At 59.8% G+C, this 19,670-nt stretch carries 17 protein-coding genes; 6 read left to right on the top strand and 11 right to left on the bottom strand.

Annotated features, from left to right (window positions below; genetic code table 11):
* The 4 genes from AABC73_RS26680 to AABC73_RS26665 all read right to left on the bottom strand — a co-directional run bounded on the left by AABC73_RS26680 (position 1) and on the right by AABC73_RS26665 (position 4,496).
* Positions 1-933, bottom strand: a complete 933-nt coding sequence (locus AABC73_RS26680) for an ABC transporter permease (RefSeq protein ID WP_341521589.1) — start codon at positions 931-933, stop codon at positions 1-3.
* A 30-nt stretch (positions 934-963) separates the two neighbouring features.
* Entirely contained in the window at positions 964-2,115 is a 1,152-nt protein-coding gene (locus AABC73_RS26675; RefSeq protein ID WP_341521588.1) for a spermidine/putrescine ABC transporter substrate-binding protein, read from the bottom strand.
* 64 nt (positions 2,116-2,179) lie between these two features.
* Positions 2,180-3,313, bottom strand: coding sequence for an ABC transporter ATP-binding protein (locus AABC73_RS26670; protein ID WP_341521587.1), 1,134 nt, complete (start codon positions 3,311-3,313; stop codon positions 2,180-2,182).
* Positions 3,314-3,686: 373 nt separating this feature from the next.
* Positions 3,687-4,496, bottom strand: a complete 810-nt coding sequence (locus AABC73_RS26665; RefSeq protein ID WP_341521586.1) for a helix-turn-helix transcriptional regulator — start codon at positions 4,494-4,496, stop codon at positions 3,687-3,689.
* 334 nt (positions 4,497-4,830) lie between these two features.
* Here AABC73_RS26665 and AABC73_RS26660 point away from each other — a divergent pair, with 334 nt between their 5' ends.
* The 4 genes from AABC73_RS26660 (at position 4,831) to AABC73_RS26645 (ending at position 10,869) form a co-directional block, all read left to right on the top strand.
* Positions 4,831-5,127 (top strand): pyrroloquinoline quinone biosynthesis protein PqqE, encoded by a 297-nt coding sequence (locus tag AABC73_RS26660; RefSeq protein WP_065831508.1) that lies wholly within the window; start codon positions 4,831-4,833, stop codon positions 5,125-5,127.
* A 345-nt stretch (positions 5,128-5,472) separates the two neighbouring features.
* The gene (locus AABC73_RS26655; protein ID WP_341521585.1) at positions 5,473-7,278 is read left to right on the top strand and encodes a phenylacyl-CoA dehydrogenase; all 1,806 of its coding nucleotides are present in this window, start codon (positions 5,473-5,475) and stop codon (positions 7,276-7,278) included.
* Between the two features lie 298 nt (positions 7,279-7,576).
* Positions 7,577-8,875 carry a GGDEF domain-containing protein gene (locus AABC73_RS26650; RefSeq protein ID WP_341521584.1) on the top strand — a complete coding sequence of 433 codons (1,299 nt, stop codon included), beginning with the start codon at positions 7,577-7,579 and terminating at the stop codon, positions 8,873-8,875.
* Between the two features lie 215 nt (positions 8,876-9,090).
* Positions 9,091-10,869 (top strand): acyl-CoA dehydrogenase C-terminal domain-containing protein, encoded by a 1,779-nt coding sequence (locus AABC73_RS26645; RefSeq protein WP_341521583.1) that lies wholly within the window; start codon positions 9,091-9,093, stop codon positions 10,867-10,869.
* A 367-nt stretch (positions 10,870-11,236) separates the two neighbouring features.
* Here the strand turns inward: AABC73_RS26645 and AABC73_RS26640 are convergent, their stop codons facing one another.
* The gene (locus AABC73_RS26640; RefSeq protein ID WP_331149670.1) at positions 11,237-12,148 is read right to left on the bottom strand and encodes a LysR family transcriptional regulator; all 912 of its coding nucleotides are present in this window, start codon (positions 12,146-12,148) and stop codon (positions 11,237-11,239) included.
* Positions 12,149-12,329: 181 nt separating this feature from the next.
* Between AABC73_RS26640 and AABC73_RS26635 the strand changes: the two genes are divergently transcribed.
* Entirely contained in the window at positions 12,330-13,541 is a 1,212-nt protein-coding gene (locus AABC73_RS26635) for an aminotransferase class III-fold pyridoxal phosphate-dependent enzyme (RefSeq protein ID WP_341521582.1), read from the top strand.
* A gap of 180 nt (positions 13,542-13,721) precedes the next feature.
* Positions 13,722-13,883 (top strand): YqaE/Pmp3 family membrane protein, encoded by a 162-nt coding sequence (locus AABC73_RS26630; RefSeq protein ID WP_020290879.1) that lies wholly within the window; start codon positions 13,722-13,724, stop codon positions 13,881-13,883.
* Between the two features lie 558 nt (positions 13,884-14,441).
* Here the strand turns inward: AABC73_RS26630 and AABC73_RS26625 are convergent.
* The 6 genes from AABC73_RS26625 to pqqA all read right to left on the bottom strand — a co-directional run bounded on the left by AABC73_RS26625 (position 14,442) and on the right by pqqA (position 19,642).
* On the bottom strand, positions 14,442-16,271 hold the full coding sequence (locus tag AABC73_RS26625) for a S9 family peptidase (protein WP_341521581.1): 1,830 nt from the start codon (positions 16,269-16,271) through the stop codon (positions 14,442-14,444).
* A complete protein-coding gene (pqqE, locus tag AABC73_RS26620) occupies positions 16,237-17,424 on the bottom strand; it encodes a pyrroloquinoline quinone biosynthesis protein PqqE (RefSeq protein WP_341521580.1) in 1,188 nt (395 codons plus the stop codon). The genes AABC73_RS26625 and pqqE overlap by 35 nt, the downstream gene beginning before the upstream one ends.
* On the bottom strand, positions 17,396-17,671 hold the full coding sequence (gene pqqD, locus AABC73_RS26615; RefSeq protein WP_065831500.1) for a pyrroloquinoline quinone biosynthesis peptide chaperone PqqD: 276 nt from the start codon (positions 17,669-17,671) through the stop codon (positions 17,396-17,398). Before pqqD ends, pqqE begins: the two co-directional genes overlap by 29 nt.
* Entirely contained in the window at positions 17,668-18,423 is a 756-nt protein-coding gene (gene pqqC / locus AABC73_RS26610; RefSeq protein ID WP_020290883.1) for a pyrroloquinoline-quinone synthase PqqC, read from the bottom strand. The genes pqqD and pqqC overlap by 4 nt, the downstream gene beginning before the upstream one ends.
* 138 nt (positions 18,424-18,561) lie before the next feature.
* A complete protein-coding gene (gene pqqB, locus AABC73_RS26605; RefSeq protein WP_341521579.1) occupies positions 18,562-19,473 on the bottom strand; it encodes a pyrroloquinoline quinone biosynthesis protein PqqB in 912 nt (303 codons plus the stop codon).
* A gap of 97 nt (positions 19,474-19,570) precedes the next feature.
* On the bottom strand, positions 19,571-19,642 hold the full coding sequence (gene pqqA, locus AABC73_RS26600; protein ID WP_008365141.1) for a pyrroloquinoline quinone precursor peptide PqqA: 72 nt from the start codon (positions 19,640-19,642) through the stop codon (positions 19,571-19,573).
* Positions 19,643-19,670: the final 28 nt, after the last annotated feature.

Here is a 19,670-nt window from a genome sequence, read left to right as displayed (position 1 = left end):
TCACAAGGCTCCATCGCCGGGGGTGCCGCCGTAGCGTTTCACCAGTTTCAGGTAGATGCCGATGATTGCCAGCATGATTGCCACCAGTGTCATGGCCAGCGCACTGCCGAATGGCCAGTTGCGCGATTGCAGGAACAGGTCGACCAGCGCATTGCCGACAAAAAACACTTTGCCGCCACCGAGAATCGCCGGGATCAGAAATTCGCCCATCAACAGGATGAACACCAGCATGACCCCGGTGATGATCCCCGGTGCCGACAACGGCAAGGTGATACGCCGAAAGCTTTCGAACGCGCTGGCGCCCAGATCGGCGGAGGCTTCGAGCAGGCGTTTGTCGAGCTTTTCCAGGCTGACGTAGATCGGGAACACCATCAGCGGCAAGTAGCCGTACACGATGCCGATCAGCACCGCAGTCGGCGTGTTGATCAGGCGCACGCCGTCCAGCCCGAGGCTGGCGAGCATGGCCGGGATGCCTTTGCCGCTGAGGATGAAAATCCACGCGTAGGTGCGAATCAGGAAGCTGGTCCAGAACGGCACGATCACCAGCGTCAGCAGCAGCGAGCGATTTTTGCCAGCGCGCACTGCGAGGAAATAGGCCAGCGGATAAGCTGCCAGCAAACACACCAACGTCCCCAGCGGCGCCAGTATCAGCGTGTTGCTGAACGCGGCGGCGCGGGAACTCAGATTCATGTAGTTGGCCAGCGTCAAGCCGCCGGCATAACCGCCGACGGCGCTGCGCTCACCGAAGCTGAAGACCAGAATGATCAGCAGCGGCATCACCAACAGCAGCAAGAACCACAGCGTCGACGGCAGCAACATCAGCATCGTGATGCGTCGCCGCAGACTGCGGCGCTTGCCTTGGGCCTGGGCAAGTTGCGCAGGCGAGGCGTCGGCTTCATCAAGAAGCGTTTCGGATGAGGCTACGGCGTTCATGGACGGGTCCTTGCTACGCATGGCGATGGGTCAGGCGGATTTGAAACGGGCCATCAGTTCGGCACGCAACGGGCTGGTCAGCGTTGCGGCTGCACCGAACTCCAGCGGGCTCAACTGCTCGGCGGCCGGGTACATGATCGGGTCGCTGAGCATCGCCGTGGGCAGCAGCGCATCAACGCGCTTGTCGCCGCTCGGATAACCGTGGCTCAACACTTCAAGCTTGTTGTGCTGCGGATCGAGCAGGTAATTGATGAAGGCGTAGGCCGCATCGCGATGCTCGGCGCCTTTGGGAATGGCGAAGAAGTCGCTCCACAACTCGCCGCCTTCCTTGCCCAGCGCGTATTGCATGGTCGGGATGTCGCGATGCAGCTGCGAGGCATCGCCGGTCCACGACATGGCCAGAACCGCGTCGCCGCTACGCATCGAGGGCTGAATGTCGGAGTTGATCGCAAACAGATGCGGCTTGACCTCGATGAGCAGTTTTTCCGCGTCGGCCAGCTCCTTCGGGTCAAGGGAATTGAAGCTGTAGCCGAATGATTTCAGCGCGTTGCCGATGGCGGTCAGTTGGTAGTCGTGAATCATGGTGCGGCCGCTGCCTTCACCTTGCGCCAGGGCCCAGAATTCTTTCCATGACGTCGGTTTGGCCTTGAGCTTGGCGCTGTCGTAGGCCATGCCGGTGGTGCCCCAGTTTTTCGGCACGGCGTAGACCTTGCCATCGACGGTGCCCTGAGCCATGAATTTTTCCTGGAAAGCGGCCGGGTCGAAATTGGGGATGCGCGACAGGTCCAGCGGCTCGATCAAACCGAGTTTCACGTAGGTGCTGATGGTGTAATTGGTCGGCACCATTACGTCCCAACCGCTGCCGCCGGCTTGCAGCTTGGCGAGCATTTCTTCGTTGGAGCCGAACACGCTCATGGCCACCCGAGCGCCGGTGGTTTTGGCGAAGGCATCGAGGTTGTCCTGGCTGTGATAGTTCGGCCAGGTCGCCAGGCCGAGACGATCACCAATATTCTTTTCTGCGGCACCCGCGCTCGAATCCTTGGTGCCCATCAACAGGCCGGGCATGTTGGTCGCAACCACGGCGGCGGCAACGCCCAGACCGGTGCGGCCGAGAAATTCGCGACGGCTGATCGAGCCGTTCTGCCAGCTGCGCATCGTCTTGATAAAAGTCTTCTGGTCCATGGCAATCTCCCGGTCTGATGTGTGTTCGAAGTGAGCGGTGTTCGAAGCAGCGTGAAGTGAGTTTTTACAAAGCCATGGCCAGGCCACTGGCGTTATCCCAGCCAACGCGCACTGCGGCGCCGTGTTCAAAACCGCCGAAATCAGTGCCTGGTCCGGCTTGGCCCAGATGGCGCGGCACCCGGACGCAGACGATGCCGAACGGTTCGGTGCGTACGCGGTATTCAGTGAGGTTGCCCAGATAAATCCGGTCCTCGACGCAGCCGTTCAGGGTCACATCGCGGGCCAGCAGACCGTTGGGCGCGGCAATGCTGATCAGTTCCGGACGCACCGCGATGCAGCCCGGTGTGTTGGCGCTCAGCGCCATGCCGGTCGGGGTTTGCGGGCTGGTCAGTTCAAGGCCGTGATCGGTGCGCAATACCACCGAGTTGCCAGTCAAATGCCGGACTGTGCCGTTGAACAGATTGGATTCGCCGATGAAGTCCGCCACGTAACGATTGGCCGGCGCTTCGTAGAGTTGTTCAGGGGTGGCGGTCTGAATGATCGAGCCGCTGTGCATCACGCTGATGCTGTCGCTCATGGACAGCGCTTCTTCCTGATCGTGAGTCACCAGCACAAAAGTGATCCCCACTTCGCGCTGCAAGCGCAGCAGTTCGGACTGCATTTCCTTGCGCAACTTGCGATCCAGCGCGGCCAGCGGTTCGTCCAGCAGCAACACCGTTGGCTTGTTGACCAGCGCGCGGGCCAGCGCCACCCGCTGTTGCTGGCCGCCGGACAATTCGCTGGGCTTGCGATGCCCGAGGCCGTTGAGACGCACCATCTCCAGCGCTTCATCCGCCAGGCGACGTTGTTCTTTCTTGTCCGGGCGTGGGGTTCTGTAGCGCAGGCCGTAGGCAATGTTCTCGGCGACGGTCATGTGCGGGAACAGTGCGTAATGCTGGAACACCATGTTCACCTGCCGCTGAAACGCCGGCACACCCGCGACGTTCTTGCCCGCCAGCAACACTTCCCCGGAGCTGGGCTGATCGAAGCCGGCAATCATCCGCAACGTGGTGGTCTTGCCGCAGCCGGAGCCGCCGAGAAACGAATGGAACGTGCCGCGCCGCACCTGAAAACTCAGGTCGTTGACGGCTTTCAGATTGCCGTAGAGCTTCTCTACGTGACGGAACTCGATATCGTTGGCGTGGCTGTTGTCACTCATCGTCGGCGCTCGCGTGATTTCCAGTGCATCGGTCTCTGCAATGGCGATCAAACTAGCAACCGGGGTTTTGCGCTGTATATATCCCTTGGGGGATAGAGAAGGACGGATTTGTGGGAGCAAGCTTGCTTGCGAAGGCGGTATTTCATATCGATAAATGTGCCGGATGTATCTGCCTTTTCGCGAGCAAGCTCGCTCCCACAATTGAAATGCGGTCATCTCGTAGGACCGGCTTTAGCCGGGAGGGCGAAAAGGCTGACGAAGGATCTGCTGCGGATGTACCGGACTCCTCTCGGCTGAAGCCAGTCCTACGGGAAGTGTGCAAGTTCTAACCAGCATCAAAAGCGTATCTACAGCCGTGCGATCTTAGATGTATTCACCCCGTCGCCGCCATCTCCGGCCCGGCCAGTTCGCGAATGAACAACCCGAGCAGCTCCGACTGGCTGCAGATACCCAGCTTGGCGTAGATATTCTTGCGGTGGATTTTCACCGTGCCGGGGCTGATCGACAGTTGCTCAGCCACCGAGGCGCTGGAGTGGCCGCGCAGCAGCAGGCGGACGATTTCCTGCTCGCGACCGGTCAGGATATGCGCGCCGAAATGATCGAATGCGGCGTGGATCTTGAAGTCCAGATCCTGCGCCGGACGCGGTTTGTCGGCGTGGAACTGGCTCCACGCCTCGCCGATGATCTGCTCGACGATGGGTTGCGTGCAGTCCATCAACTGCAATTCGTCCCGACTGAAGGCGCAGCTGGACGTGGCGCGCATCAACGACAAAACCGCCGTGGTGTCGTCGCCCAGATCGACAAAAAACGCCACTTCTTCGGCCAGACCGGTCTGCTGGTAATACGCCAGGTAATACTCGCTCAGGTAGAAGTGATCAGGCGCAAACTGCCGCAAGCGCCACAGACCGGGCGGTTGGCGGCGGGTGCAGGCCAGATAGAACGGGTCGAGCAGGTACGGTCCGCACTGATAATCATCGACGTAGACCTTGCGCTTGTCCGGCGTGAAGGTATCGAACAAGGCCAGCGGCCGGTGATTGCCCTGATAAACGAACAGCACGAAATGATCGACCGGGCATATCTGCTTCAGCCACTGGCTCAATCCGCTCAGCCGCGCGGCGCCCATCGGCAGATCGAGGAGGTGGGCGATGCCGGTGGTCCAGTGTTTGAGTTCCTTTGGGCGCATGGGAGGGCTTGGGTCGGCTGAATCCACTGAAGGAGGTTGAGGAAAAGATGCAGGATGTGCGCCACTGCACAAATTTTGACCATCACCACCACGAGCGCCTGCGTAGACTAGGTATAGCCTGATTCGAGCGCGCTGGGTCGTGCACCGTTTTCAGGCGAATGAGCACTGAGCTGTCACTCTCTGCCACGCTTGGTAACATTTGCGTGCTTGAGTCAGGGGGTGCCAAGACTCAGTCTATGAGGCGGCGAAGTGCCATTAGTCTAATTGTCAGGCTATTTACCAGTTTTACTGCTTCAATAGCAGGTGTTCGTTATCAGAACAGGAGGATCGACACATGCAAATCAGTATGAACAACACGTTGTATCCAGGCCTTAGCGCGATGGAGGTTGGGCAATCTCGTGTCGATCAAGCGGCCACTCAGATCGCCAGCAGCAATATCGAAGTTTCCGGCAGAAGCCAGTCTTCGGATTTCCAGCTGGAAAATCTGCGTTCCGTCGACCGTTCCCAGCGCAGTGATCTCTCGGCCAACATCGTTGAGCTGGAATCGGCCAAGTCCCAGTTCCAAGCTGGCGCAGCCGTGCAAAAAGCCAGCGACGAAGCGCTCGGTACCTTGATCGACACTTACGCCTGATCGACCCTTCTCGCCGTGCAATCGTGCACGGCGTTGCGTGCTGAATCCCCTGTCATCACGCGCTTCTATCCATCTGCTGCCCAATCCGCTGCGTCCACTCGCTGAACTAGACTCACGCCATCGACGGATTCTTCATCCTGCGCTGCATCCCTTTGCCTGCAAGGTTTGTAGCGAAGTCGACGATGAACGGCGCGTTAGGCACGCTTGACAAGGCCCAGGCGTAAACGTATGTTTCAAACACCTGTTTGACCGCTAGGCATCCGAGTTTGTCCGGTGGTTGGGGAACCTTCCCGCAGCGACCGATCGGTCATACATTCCAGGATTCAACAGCAGAGGTTTATCGCTATGCCTGACTACAAGGCCCCCTTGCGTGATATTCGCTTCGTTCGTGACGAACTGCTCGGCTACGAAGCGCACTATCAAAGTCTGCCGGCTTGCCAGGACGCTACTCCCGACATGGTTGACGCCATTCTTGAAGAAGGCGCCAAGTTTTGTGAGCAGGTTCTGGCGCCGCTGAATCGTGTCGGTGATATCGAAGGCTGTACCTGGAGCGAATCGGGCGTGAAGACGCCAACCGGTTTCAAGGAAGCCTACAAGCAATTCGTCGAAGGCGGCTGGCCAAGCCTGGCCCATGACATCGAGCATGGCGGCCAGGGTTTGCCTGAGTCTCTTGGTCTTGCGGTCAGCGAAATGGTCGGCGAAGCCAACTGGTCGTGGGGCATGTACCCAGGCTTGTCCCATGGCGCGATGAACACCATTTCCGAGCACGGCACCGAAGAGCAGCGTCATGCCTATCTGACCAAGCTGGTGTCCGGCGAATGGACCGGCACCATGTGCCTGACCGAACCGCATTGCGGCACCGACCTGGGCATGCTGCGCACCAAGGCCGAGCCTCAGGCTGATGGTTCTTACCGTGTCAGCGGCACCAAGATCTTTATCTCGGCCGGCGAACACGACATGGCCGATAACATCGTCCACATCGTGCTGGCCCGCCTGCCGGACGCACCGGCTGGCACCAAAGGCATTTCGCTATTCATCGTGCCCAAGTTCATGCCCAACGCTGACGGCAGCGTTGGCGAGCGCAACGCGGTGACCTGCGGTTCCCTGGAACACAAGATGGGTATCCACGGCAACGCGACCTGCGTGATGAACTTCGACGCGGCCACCGGTTTCCTGATCGGCCCGGCGAACAAAGGCCTGAACTGCATGTTCACCTTCATGAACACCGCGCGTCTGGGCACTGCATTGCAAGGTCTGGCCCACGCCGAGATCGGCTTCCAGGGCGGCCTGAAATACGCTCGCGATCGCCTGCAAATGCGCTCGTTGACCGGCCCGAAAGCGCCTGAAAAAGCCGCTGACCCGATCATCGTTCACCCTGACGTGCGCCGCATGCTGTTGACCATGAAAGCGTTCGCCGAAGGCAACCGCGCGATGGTCTACTTCACCGCCAAGCTGGTGGACATCGTCAAGTACGGCCAGGACGAAGAAGCCAAGAAACAAGCCGACGCACTGCTGGCGTTCATGACGCCGATTGCCAAGGCGTTCATGACTGAAGTGGGCTTCGAGTCCGCCAACCATGGCGTGCAAATCTACGGCGGCCACGGCTTCATCGCCGAGTGGGGCATGGAGCAGAACGTTCGCGACAGCCGCATTTCCATGCTGTACGAAGGCACCACCGGCATTCAGGCGCTGGACCTGCTGGGCCGTAAAGTGTTGATGACCCAAGGCGAGGCGCTTAAAGGCTTCACCAGGATCGTCCACAAGTTCTGCCAGAACAACGAAGGCGTCGAAGCCGTTCAGGAATTCGTCACCCCGTTGGCTGCGTTGAACAAAGAGTGGGGCGAGCTGACCATGAAAGTCGGCATGGCCGCCATGAAGGATCGCGAAGAAGTCGGTGCCGCTTCGGTGGATTACCTGATGTATTCCGGTTACGCCTGTCTGGCTTACTTCTGGGCTGACATGGCGCGCATTGCAGCCGAAAAACTGGCTGCGGGCACCACCGAAGAAGCCTTCTACACCGCCAAGCTGCAGACCGCGCGTTTCTACTTCCAGCGCATCCTGCCGCGTACCCGCACCCACGTCGCGACCATGCTGTCGGGCGCCAGCAACCTGATGGACATGAAAGAAGAAGACTTCGGCCTGGCTTACTAAGCACCGCTGGCTTTATCCAAAGCCGCTTCCTCCGTTGGGGGAAGCGGCTTTTTTGTGCACGCTGTGGGTAGGAGTGGACTTGTCCCCGAGGCTATCTTGCAGACGACAACCGACCCGAAACATTAACGCTGCCTGTGCCACCGCATCGGGGACGAGTCCCCTCCTACCGTTTAACCGGGGCGCGCCAATAAACCTTTCCCGTCTCCTGCCGTTAAAGAATGTAGCCTGCTATCGGGTTATGAGGGCACAATGCCATCAACTGAGATCTTTGCCCAATGCCGGGTAGGAGACAATCACCTTGCTGCGTCCTTCATCTGCACGTCTGAGCCATTTCCTGCCATCGCTGGTATTGCTGCTTGCGGGGCTTGCGGCTGCGTACGTGAAAGATTTGAACGTATTTTTTACCTCCCTGTTCAACGTCCTGCCGACCCTGGTGCTGTTGCTCGGCGGTGCGTATTGCGGGGTTTATCGGCGCCAGCGTGAGCTGTTTCTGATGATCACCGTGTACATTGCCTACTTCCTGCTCGACACCCAGACCGATTACTTCCGCGACTTCGGCAAGGTGCGCGAAGACGCCGCAGTGGTCTTTCATCTGGTGTGCCTGCTGCTGCCGTTGATGTTCGGTGTGTACGCCGCCTGGGAAGAACGCACGCATCTTTTCCAGGACATGATTGCCCGGCTCGCGGTGCTGGTTGCGGTGGGTGCTGTTGCGCTGGGGCTGGAGCAAAGTTATCCGGACACCGTTCTTCGCTCGCTCGCCGAGATCCGTTGGCCCGCGCTGCATGGCGCGTGGATGAGCCTGATCCAGCTTTCTTACCTGATGTTCCTGATCACCTTCAGCCTGTTGGTCGTGCAGTACGTGCGCAAACCGAGGCCGCTGCACGCCGCGCAGCTGGTCGGCTTGATCGGGCTGTTCTGGGCGCTGCCAAAAACCTTCATTCTGCCGTTTACCCTGAACATCCTGTGCAGTCAGGTGATGTTGATGATTGCCGCAGCGGTGGCTCACGAAGCCTATCAAATGGCCTTCCGCGACGAACTGACCGGCCTGCCGGGGCGGCGCGCGCTCAACGAGCGGATGCAACGCCTGGGTCGCAACTATGTGCTGGCGATGGGCGACGTCGATCACTTCAAGAAATTCAACGACACCCACGGCCACGACGTAGGCGATCAGGTGCTGCGGCTGGTGGCCAGCAAGCTGTCGAAGATCACCAGCGGCGGCGGCAAGGCTTATCGCTATGGCGGTGAAGAGTTCGCCATCGTGTTCGCGGCCAAGACACTGGAAGAATGCCTGCCGCATCTGGAAGTGATCCGCGAGTCCATCGCCAACTACGACATCCTGTTGCGCAACAATGACAACCGACCTCAAGACGACCATCAAGGTCGTCAGCGCCGGGGTGCCGCCCAGGCTTCCAGCGTGTCAGTGACCATCAGCATTGGCGTCGCCGAACGTCAGCCGGAGCATCGCACGCCGGAAGAAGTGCTCAAGGCCGCCGACCAGGCGCTGTATGCCGCCAAAGGCGCCGGTCGCAACTGCGTCATGTCCAACGGTAACGTCAACAAACGTGGCGCGGTACGCATGGTCGGCGCGGCAGGCTGATCACACTGGAGTTCCCAAGGTACGGAGGCTGGCGAGCGCCGAGTTTTTTTCGTCCACAGGAAACATGTGACTAAAGTATTGATAATAGTCACGAGTTGACCCTATGTGTCGCTCCCGGTGTTCAGTTACACTTCAGCCCAATCGATACCGAGGTCCGCACAGCGTCTGCGGATCACTCTTTCAGGCGTACTGCTCCTGTTCTTGCGAGGTTTGCCATGGCTGACTACAAAGCTCCGCTGCGCGATATGCGCTTCGTCCTCAACGAAGTCTTCGACGTTTCCCGACTCTGGGCGCAGCTCCCGGCGTTGGCTGAAACTGTCGATGCCGAAACCGTCGAAGCGATCCTCGAAGAAGCGGGCAAAGTCATCAGCAAGAGCATTGCGCCGTTGAGCCGCAATGGCGATGAAGAAGGCTGCCACTGGAAGGACACCGTCGTGACCACGCCAGCCGGGTTCGTGCAGGCCTATCAAACCTATGCCGAAGGCGGTTGGGTCGGCGTTGGCGGCAACCCGGAATTCGGCGGCATGGGCATGCCCAAGGCGGTCTCGGCCCAGGTCGAGGAAATGCTCAACTCCGCGACCCTGGCGTTCGGCCTGTATCCGATGCTGACCTCCGGTGCCTGCGTGTCGATCAACGCCCACGCCACTGAAGAGCTGAAAGCCACGTATCTGCCCAACATGTACGCGGGCATCTGGTGTGGTTCGATGTGCCTGACCGAGGCCCACGCCGGCACTGATCTGGGGATTATCCGCACCAAGGCCGAACCGCAAGGCGATGGTTCCTACAAGGTAACCGGCAGCAAAATCTTTATTACCGGCGGCGAACACGACCTCACCGAAAACATCATTCATCTGGTGCTGGCCAAACTTCCGGACGCACCGGCTGGCCCGAAAGGCATCTCGCTGTTCCTGGTGCCCAAGTACATGGTCAACGCCGACGGCAGCCTGGGTGCGCGCAACACCGTGGCCTGCGGTTCCATCGAACACAAGATGGGCATTCAGGCGTCCGCGACCTGCGTGATGAACTTCGACGAGGCGGTTGGCTATCTGATCGGCGAGCCGAACAAAGGCCTGGCGGCGATGTTCACCATGATGAACTACGAGCGTCTCGGCGTTGGCATCCAAGGCCTGGCGTCCGGCGAGCGCTCGTATCAGAACGCTGTCGACTACGCCCGTGATCGCCTGCAAAGCCGTTCGCCAACAGGCGCGCAGCACAAAGACAAGATCGCCGATCCGATCATCGTCCATCCCGACGTGCGTCGCATGTTGCTGACCATGAAAGCCAGCAACGAAGGCGGCCGCGCGTTCTCGACCTACGTCGCCATGCAGCTGGATATCGCCAAGTTCAGTGAAGACGACGCTGCCCGCCAGCGCGCCGACGATCTGGTCGCCCTGCTGACGCCGGTAGCCAAGGCCTTCCTGACTGATCTGGGCCTGGAAACCACGGTTCACGGCCAACAGGTTTTCGGCGGTCACGGCTATATTCGCGAATGGGGCCAGGAGCAACTGGTGCGCGACGTGCGCATCACGCAAATCTACGAAGGCACTAACGGTATTCAGGCGCTGGACCTGATGGGGCGCAAAATCGTCGCTAACGGCGGTGCGTATTACCAGCTGTTCGCCGATGAAATCCGCCAGTTCATTGCCGGCTCCGACGCTTCTCAAAGCGAATTCACGCAGCCATTGAGCGCCGCACTGGATACATTGGACGAACTGACGCATTGGGTCGTGGATCGCGCGCGTACCAACGCCAACGAAATCGGCGCGGCATCGGTGGAATATCTGCATGCATTTGGTTACACCGCCTATGCCTACATGTGGGCGATGATGGCCAAGGCCGCATCGGGCAAGGACGCTCAGGACGACTTCTACGCCAGCAAACTGGGTACCGCGCGCTTCTATTTCGCCCGTCTGCTGCCGCGCATTCATTCACTGAGCGCGTCGGTGAAAGCGGGCAGTGAAACACTGTTCCTTTTGGAAGCGTCGCAATTCTGACGCGGACTACAACGTGTAAGCATTTGCTTACATGCCCTGGTGCCGATTGGCCCTATCGCGTAACTGGATCCAAAGCTAATCTAAATCCATGGACGTAGCGCAGGAAGCGCACCAAGACATAACAGGGACACGTAAGGAAGCCTGCCAGGATGGCGGGAAGAAATGGATGTCAGGGAAACAGTCTGTAAGACCCCGCTTCGGCGGGGTTTTCTTTTTCAGATCATTGAAAACTACTCCGGTCGGCGATACTGCGTTAAAAACAGCCTCGAAATGCTCATTTAGGTTCCCTAAACTCCGCTTTCTCGCCTGTTTTTGCCTTGTCTTGCCTTCGCTCGCTACGTTTTCAAATGTCCTGAATGTCCGCAATTCAGTGCTCGCCGGGCGTTTCGCCACGATTGGTCTGCAGCGCTTCTGCCAATACCCTCTGCAACAACTCCAGCGTGGCCTGTTGCCGCTGTGCATCGCGATACACCAGCCCGACTTTGAGTGGCACGCGTGGTTCGCTCAGGGGTTTCCACAGCAGCTCGGTGTTTTCCTGAAGGTGCTGCGCTCTCCCCGGTAACACCGTCACCAGTCGGGTATGCGCCAGGCTGTCGAGAATCCCCGTCATATTGTTCAACTCGGCCTGCACATGTGCCCGTCGCCCGAGGTTGGCCAGTTGTGTCTGCCAGATCTGTCGCACTTGAAACTCTTCGCCGAGCAGCAACATCGGCAGCTCGGCGGCCTGGGCCAGAGAGACTTTCTTGAATTCGCGCAGTGGATGATCGGCCGGGATCACCAGTTTCAATTCATCCTCATACAGCGGCAGGCCATGCAAACCCGGTTGGCGCGGCGGCAAGTAGCTGATGCCGATGTCCAGCGAGCCATTGAGCAGCCGTCGTTCGACTTCCATCCCGCTCAGCTCATAGATTTGCACCACCAGATGCGGCTGGGCCGTTCGCACGCGTTCGAGCATTTGCGGAACAAGGCCCGAATGCACGGTTTGCAGCACACCAATCGCCAAGGTGCGCAACGACTGCCCCTTGAAATTGCGCAAGGCTTCGCGGGCCTGCTGCAGACCATCGAGCAGTGGCACAGCGTGGTTGTACAGCGTATGGGCCGCGAGAGTGGGCAGCAGACGTTTGCTGCTGCGCTCGAACAGGCTGACGTCCAGGCTCTCTTCCAGATGGCGGATCTGCTGCGACAGCGCAGGTTGCGACAGGGAAAGCCGTTCTGCGGCGCGCCCCACATGGCCCTCTTCGTAGACCGCGACGAAATAGCGCAGTTGGCGAAAATCCATAAGTAAACCTTATTGAAAAAGCTGGAAAATCGAAATGGCTGGGAAGCCAGCGACGGCATAGTCTAGCGCGTATCCAAAGGGCCACAGAGCCGGAAGTCGCGATGAGCAGCGTAAGAATCGATAGCGCTTACATAGGAAAAGCGAAAAACCAGGAACCCGGTGAAAACCGAGGATTTCGCCCATGAACCTGCTCAGGCTACTGCGCAACAATGCCGATGCGCACGAACTGCCCTGCATTCAATCCGTGCCCGTTACCGAACCCGAGGAGCGCCAAGTGTCGCAACCTGACCACAGCGACCCGGTATTCATACGCGGTCAGGGATCATGGATGTGGGATGCGCAAGGTCGCGTGTATCTGGATTTCATGCAGGCTGGCGCGGCCAACAGTCTTGGCCACAGCCCGGCGGTCCTGCTCCAGGCGCTCAACGTTCAGGCGCAAACATTGATCAGCCCCGGCCCCGGCCATTCGCATCGCAGCGGGCTGGAGCTGGCGCGGCGCTTGTGTCTGAGCACTCGCAGCGATCAGGCCTGGTTCTTCAGTAGCGCCAGTCAGGCCTGCGAAGGCGCTATTGACCTGGCCCGCAAGTGGGGCGAAGTGCATCGCGCTGGCGCTGGCGGAGTCATCACGGCCAGCCTCGGCATGCACGCGAGCGCCGCGGCCAATCAGGTGCCGTTCAACGACCTGGGCGCATTGCACGCGGCGGTCGACGCCCAGACGGTCGCGATCATGCTGGAACCGATTCAGAGTCAGGCGGGCGTGATTCCGGCAACTCGTGAATACCTGCAGGGCGTGGAGAAATTGTGTCGTGAACTGGGAATCCTGTTGATTCTCGACGAAACCCAAACCGGTATTGGCCGTTGTGGCAGCTTGCTGTGCGAAGTTACCTATGGCGTGCGCGCCGATATCGTCGTCCTCGGCCAAGGCCTGGGCGGTGGTGTGCCGTTGGCGGCGCTGCTGGCGCGGGGCACGGCATGTCGCATCGAGGCCGGAGCGTTTCCCGGCGCGGCTGACGGCAATGCATTGATGATCGCCGCTGGCCTGACCGTGCTGCACAGCATTCAGGAGCCGCAGTTTCTGCACCAGGTTCGCGATTGCGGCGAGCACATGCGCGAGGGGCTGACGCGCCTTGCCCAACGCTTTCGACTCGGCGAGGTGCGCGGCCAAGGCCTGCTTTGGGGCTTGAGCCTGGAGCAGGACCGAGCGGCGCAAGTGGTGGCGGCTGCGCAGTCCGAGGGCTTGTTGATTGATGCGCCGCAGCCGGATTGCCTGAGGTTTTCCCCGGCGCTGACCGTTAGCCAGGCCAATGTCGACGAGATGCTGCAACGGTTGGCCCGAGCATTGAGTCGAGTCAAAACCGCGCAATTGAAGGCCAGTCGAGGCTTACTGGCCTGAGTCCCGAATTTCCGAACCGTCTCGCGTTATATGCGCGTCGCCCTGTGCCGGATTCGTTTGGCATGGGGCTTTTTTACATGCAGTAATGGCTCGTAGCCAGAGATTAGGGAACCTCCGCCGTTTGTCGCAGGTCGATTAGCTGTGTGGCTTATGAGAGCCGCTTTAATCTGGAGCTACACCATGGACATCATTCGTATTATTTTCGCCATCCTGCTGCCACCTGTCGGTGTGTTCATGCAAGTCGGTTTCGCTGGCGCCTTCTGGCTGAACATCCTGCTGACCCTGCTGGGCTACTTCCCGGGCATCATTCACGCGGTCTACATCATCGCCAGCCGTAAGTAACACCGCCTGTCTTTCGTGGGACCGGATTCATCCGGGAAGGCGCCAGTTCAGTTAGCTCTTCATGGCCTGACACACCGCCTTCGCGAACAAGTTCGCTCCCACAGAATCTTGCAGCGCTACATACGTTCAAGGCGCCGCTGACTCTTGTCTTCGCCAGCGTTACGGCACATCCGTGATCGGGTTTGACGGCCTGGATTTTGAGAGTTTCCAACGCAGCCTCTTTCGTTTCGTTCGTGCACATGTCTGCGCGGGACGGACGTCTATGGCGGCTGTGTGTGGGGCACTTTAGGGTGCGCCGGGTTTCTCTCACCGGTCCGTCAACCTGCACACAGTTGCCACCCAATCGTTTGACGGTGATTGGTGGTGACATGATCTTTGAGAGAGTCTGTAAATGAATAAGGATGCCGACCTGCAGACCGTGCTGTCGGTAGCAAGCATGGGATCCTACCAAATGTTATTCCAGGCGATAACGAGGTCGACTGGAAGCACGATTCGCGGGCAAGCCTCGCTCCAACGGGTTGCCTTTCAATTCGGCATTTGATCGATATGAGCCAGCAATCAACCCTGTCCGTCGATCACCCGCCGATAAAACGCCCATTCTTTTTCCAGCGCGTCCGCCTGGTTGGCGGCTTGGCGGAAGCCGTGGCGTTCGTTTGGGTAGAAGTGCGCTTCGGCGGGGATGCCATTGTCCTGCAGGGCTTTGAGCATGGCGCGGGTTTGTTCCGGGACGACCACAGCGTCAAGTTCGCCCTGGAAGAAAATCACCGGCACGTGGATTTGGTCGGCATGCAGCAGTGGCGTTCTGGCGCGATAGCGTTCGATATCCGTTTGCGGGTCGCCAATCAGCCAGTCCAGGTAATCACTTTCGAACTTGTGCGTCGCCTTGCCCAGCGCCACCGGATCGCTGACGCCATACAGGCTCGCACCGGCGCGGAATACGTCGCGGAAGGCCAACGCGCACAGCGTCGTATAACCGCCGGCGCTGCCGCCACGAATGAAGGCTTGATCCGGGTTGATCAGCCCGCGTTCCGCCAGATGCGCCACCACGGCGCAGGCATCCTCAACGTCCACCACGCCCCAGTTCAGGTACAGGCTTTGCCGATAGGCGCGGCCATAACCGGTGCTGCCGCGATAGTTCAGATCGGCCACGGCAAAGCCGCGCTGGCTCCAGTACTGAATGCGCGGATCAAGCACCGGGTAGCATGCCGAAGTCGGGCCGCCGTGGATGAACACCACCAAAGGCGGTGTTGGCCCGCCGTTCATGGCCGGATAGAAATAGCCGTGCGCTTCGGCGGCGCCGCTGGGGTAACGCAAGGATTGCGGGCGACTGATGCGTTCGGCGGGCAGCAGCGCAACGCCACCGGCGAGTACCTGAATACTGTGATCATCACGACTGATCGCCAGCACTGCGGATGGGCTGACGGCCGAAGCGGCGATGCAATACAGGTATTGATCGTCGACAGCCAGGCTGCGAAAACGGCTGTAAGCGCCGCTGAAATCTTCCAGTGAGCCGTCAGCCGCGCGCAGTCCCAGCACGCCGAAACCGTCCTCGGACCAGCTGGCCAGATAACCGCCATTGCCCAGCGGCAGCCAGGTGCAGCCACCCAATTGCCAAGGCGCGGGCGAATGATCGGCTGCGGCGGCCGGTAACGCTTCAAGGCCTTCAGCGGTTTCCAGCCATGGCTGCCAGAAACCGCCGCGATCTGTCAGGCAATGCAGCCGACCTTGTCGGTCGAAGCGCGGTTGTTGCAGGGATTCTTCCTGGGCATATCCCGCGACACAGCGCGGCGTTGACCAGCCGTTGTTGATGCGCTCGGCACACATCAGCGAGGTCGACGTCCACGGCTGGTGCGGGCGTTGCCATTCGATCCAGGCCAGGCGTTGCCCGTCGAGACTCAAGGTCGGCGCGGCGTAGAAGTCAGCACCTTCGGCCAACAGCTGACGCGTGCCATCGGCGATGTCGATGGCGATCAGTCGATGCGTGGCGCGATCCTCTTCGACCGCCAGAATCTGCCCGCAGGCAAAGCGGACGTCGCCGTAGCGTTTGTCGTCGAAGGTCAGTTGTTGCGGGGCATCGCCGGTCAAAAGCTGGCGATACAGTTGCTGGTCGCTTTCGTTGACGAAGACCAGCGCGTCATCCGCGAGGCAGAACGAACCGCCGCCATATTCGTAAACCCGGCTGCGTACGCTGAAGCCGTCAGGCGTCAGGCAAGTGGTGCGTCCTTCGAACCAGCGCCAGATGCGACTGGCTGCGTCTTGCGGTCGATATTCACTCCAGAACAAGCCCGCCGCGCTGACTTCCAGCTCGGCGAAGTCGATTCCTGCGGCCACCGCATTGGCGGCGCTGAGGGTTTCAGGATTTGGCGATAAGGCGAGAGTTTCGGTCATTGCGGAAGGCCAACTGCTCAATGGTCTTCGTAGCATACTCGGCTTCTTCACGGGCTTTGAGAATCATTCCATGGTTCGGCGACTTGCTGCACACCGGATCGGTATTGGCCGCATCGCCGGTCAGCATGAACGCCTGACAACGACAGCCGCCGAAGTCCTTTTCTTTCTCGTCGCACGAGCGGCACGGCTCGGGCATCCAGTCGTAGCCGCGAAACACGTTGAAGCCGAAAGATTCGTACCAGATGTGCTGCATGCTGTGGTCGCGCACATTGGGGAATTTCACCGGCATTTGCCGCGCGCCGTGGCAGGGCAGGGCCGTGCCGTCCGGCGTGACGGTGAGGAAGATGCTGCCCCAGCCGTTCATGCAGGCTTTCGGGCGTTCTTCGTAGTAATCCGGGGTGACGAAGATCAGCTTGCACGGGTGGTTTTCCGCCGCCAGCTTGTCGCGATATTCATTGGTGACGCGTTCGGCGCGCACCAACTGGTCTTTGGTCGGCAGCAAACCTTCACGGTTCAAGTGCGCCCAGCCGTAGAACTGACAGGTCGCCAGCTCGACAAAATCCGCTTCCAGGGCGATGCACAGCTCGATGATTTGATCAATCTTGTCGATGTTGTGCCGATGGGTGACGAAATTCAGCACCATCGGATAGCCATGCTTTTTCACCGCGCGGGCCATTTCCAGCTTTTGCGCGAAGGCTTTTTTCGAGCCGGCGAGCATGTTGTTCACTTGCTCGTCGCTGGCCTGGAAACTGATCTGGATGTGATCGAGCCCGGCTTTCTTGAAATCGATGATTTTCTGTTCGGTCAGGCCGATGCCGGAAGTGATCAGGTTGGTGTAGTAACCCAACCGGCGCGCTTCGGCGATCAGCTCGGCCAGGTCCTGGCGCACCAGCGGTTCGCCGCCGGAAAAACCGATCTGTGCCGCGCCCATCTGCCGCGCTTCGGCCATCACCTTGAACCACTGTTCGGTGGTCAATTCCTGGCCTTGCTTGGCAAAGTCCAGCGGGTTGGAGCAATACGGGCATTGCAGCGGGCAGCGATAGGTCAGCTCGGCCAGCAGCCACAGCGGCAGGCCGATTTCAGGTTTGGGCGGCATTGCCAGAGACGAAGCGCTGAGCGTCGAATCAGGCAAGTTCGATCCAGTGTTCGCCACGGGCGACCTCCATGAATTGCTCGACATCGGTGCCGAGCTCGGGAAAGCCTGGGAACTGCTGGTCCAGCGCATCAATGATCGCTGAAACACTGCGTTCGCCATCGATCAGGCCACCGATGGCGCTGGCACTTTCATTGAGCTTGATCATGCCTTCCGGGTAAAGCAGCACATGGCCATTTTGCGCGGGCTCGAACTGGAAACGATAGCCCTGGCGCCAGCGCGGGACTTGTTGTCGATCAAAACTCATAGGGCGATTCCCTTATGCCAGACTCGTTGGTCAGTCACGCTGTGATAGGGCGGGCGGTTCAGCTCGTAGGCCATGCTCATGGCGTCCAGCATGCTCCACAAAATGTCGAGTTTGAACTGGAGGATTTCCAGCATGCGCTGCTGGCCTTCGTAGGTCGTGTAATGCTTGAGCGTGATCGCCAGACCGTGCTCCACGTCCCGGCGGGCCTGGCCCAGGCGAGTGCGGAAATATTCGTAACCGGTCGGGTCGATCCACGGGTAATGCTGCGGCCAGCTGTCCAGGCGCGACTGATGGATCTGCGGCGCGAACAGCTCGGTCAGGGAACTGCTCGCCGCTTCCTGCCAGTTGGCCCGGCGCGCGAAATTCACGTAAGCGTCCACGGCAAAGCGCACGCCGGGCAGCACCAGTTCCTGAGAGCGCAGCTGGTCCGGGTCCAGGCCAACAGCCTGTCCCAGACGCAGCCAGGCTTCGATGCCGCCGTCTTCGCCCGGTGCGCCGTCGTGATCCAGCAAACGCTGAATCCACTCGCGACGGATCTCGCGGTCCGGGCAGTTGGCCAGAATCGCGGCGTCCTTGAGCGGGATGTTCACCTGATAGTAGAAGCGGTTGGCAACCCAGCCCTGAATCTGCTCGCGGGTCGCCCGGCCTTCGTACATCGCCACGTGGAACGGGTGATAGATGTGGTAATACGCGCCCTTGGCGCGCAGGGCCTGCTCGAATTCAGCGGGGGACAGCGGCGTTGCTTCGCTCATTGGGGCTCCTATTAATCATCAGAATGGAGTGAACGTTCCGTAGGAGCGGCTTTAGCCGCGAAGAGGCCGGTACATTCCCTGCATTTCTTTCGTCCGGGAAGTAGCCCTCCCGGCTAAACCCAGTCCTACAAAATCTCGCTAGAGCTCGATACTCATCCCATCGAAAGCCACTTCGACGTTGCGGCGCGCCAGTTCGGCGCGTTCGGCGGAATCTTCGTCGAGAATCGGGTTGGTGTTGTTGATGTGGATAAGCACCTTGCGCTGCTTTGGCAGGCGTTCCAGCACTTCGAGCATGCCGCCGGGACCGTTTTGCGCCAGGTGGCCCATTTCGGTGCCGGTCCGGGTGCCCACGCCACGGCGCTGCATTTCGTCGTCGTCCCACATCGTGCCGTCCACCAGCAGGCAATCGGCGCCGGTCATTTTTTCCATCAGCGCGTCATCGACCTTGCCCAGGCCCGGCGCGTAGAACAGCTTGCCGCCGGTCTTCAGGTCTTCAACCAGCAAGCCGATGTTGTCGCCCGGATGCGGGTCGAAACGGTGCGGCGAATACGGCGGCGCGGCGCTGCGCAGCGGGAAGGGCGTGAAGCGCAGATTCGGGCAGGCCGGAATCACAAAACTGCCGTCCAGCTCGATACGGTTCCAGTCCAGGCCGCCGTTCCAGTGCTTGAGCATAGTGAACAGCGGGAAGCCGGTGCTCAAATCTTCATGAACCATGTCGGTACACCAGACTTGATGCGGGCAACCTTCACGCAGGCTCAACAGGCCGGTGGTGTGGTCGATCTGGCTGTCCATCAGGATGATCGCGCTGATCCCGGTATCGCGCAGGGCGCGGCCCGGTTGCATGGGCGCGAAGCCGGCGAGTTGCGCGCGGATGTCCGGCGAAGCGTTGCACAGCACCCAATTGACGCCATCGTCGGACAGCGCGATGGACGATTGGGTGCGCGCCACAGCCCGCAGGCTGCCGTCACGAAAGCCCGCGCAGTTGGCGCAGTTGCAGTTCCATTGAGGGAATCCGCCACCGGCGGCAGATCCTAGAATCTGGATGTACATGTCAGCTCCATGCCGCGAGGTCGTGAAACGCAAAAATAAAAAGGGTCATGCCAATAAAAAAAGCCCCGGCGAACCGAGGCTTTGCACCGCGTCGTAATCAACGGCTTGCGAAGTACATGGTGACTTCGAAACCGATACGCAGATCAGTGTAAGCAGGTTTAGTCCACATAGAAGACTCCTTTTGGGTGATTGCAGCG

Origin of the sequence: Pseudomonas sp. G.S.17 (genome assembly GCF_038096165.1) — a bacterium.
Lineage (GTDB): Bacteria > Pseudomonadota > Gammaproteobacteria > Pseudomonadales > Pseudomonadaceae > Aquipseudomonas.
Note: the sequence above shows the minus strand (reverse complement) of the source record. Positions and strands in the feature narration are given on the sequence as shown.

Excerpts from the sequence above, each read along its gene's own strand:
- pqqD (WP_065831500.1), bottom strand. The coding sequence starts at position 17,671 with ATGAGTTTTGATCGACAACAAGTCCCGCGCTGGCGCCAGGGCTATCGT.
- pqqB (WP_341521579.1), bottom strand. The coding sequence starts at position 19,473 with ATGTACATCCAGATTCTAGGATCTGCCGCCGGTGGCGGATTCCCTCAA.
- AABC73_RS26625 (WP_341521581.1), bottom strand. The coding sequence starts at position 16,271 with ATGACCGAAACTCTCGCCTTATCGCCAAATCCTGAAACCCTCAGCGCC.
- AABC73_RS26640 (WP_331149670.1), bottom strand. The coding sequence starts at position 12,148 with ATGGATTTTCGCCAACTGCGCTATTTCGTCGCGGTCTACGAAGAGGGC.
- AABC73_RS26635 (WP_341521582.1), top strand. The coding sequence starts at position 12,330 with ATGAACCTGCTCAGGCTACTGCGCAACAATGCCGATGCGCACGAACTG.
- AABC73_RS26630 (WP_020290879.1), top strand. The coding sequence starts at position 13,722 with ATGGACATCATTCGTATTATTTTCGCCATCCTGCTGCCACCTGTCGGT.
- pqqC (WP_020290883.1), bottom strand. The coding sequence starts at position 18,423 with ATGAGCGAAGCAACGCCGCTGTCCCCCGCTGAATTCGAGCAGGCCCTG.
- AABC73_RS26665 (WP_341521586.1), bottom strand. The coding sequence starts at position 4,496 with ATGCGCCCAAAGGAACTCAAACACTGGACCACCGGCATCGCCCACCTC.
- AABC73_RS26680 (WP_341521589.1), bottom strand. The coding sequence starts at position 933 with ATGAACGCCGTAGCCTCATCCGAAACGCTTCTTGATGAAGCCGACGCC.
- AABC73_RS26670 (WP_341521587.1), bottom strand. The coding sequence starts at position 3,313 with ATGAGTGACAACAGCCACGCCAACGATATCGAGTTCCGTCACGTAGAG.
- AABC73_RS26675 (WP_341521588.1), bottom strand. The coding sequence starts at position 2,115 with ATGGACCAGAAGACTTTTATCAAGACGATGCGCAGCTGGCAGAACGGC.
- AABC73_RS26645 (WP_341521583.1), top strand. The coding sequence starts at position 9,091 with ATGGCTGACTACAAAGCTCCGCTGCGCGATATGCGCTTCGTCCTCAAC.
- AABC73_RS26655 (WP_341521585.1), top strand. The coding sequence starts at position 5,473 with ATGCCTGACTACAAGGCCCCCTTGCGTGATATTCGCTTCGTTCGTGAC.
- AABC73_RS26660 (WP_065831508.1), top strand. The coding sequence starts at position 4,831 with ATGCAAATCAGTATGAACAACACGTTGTATCCAGGCCTTAGCGCGATG.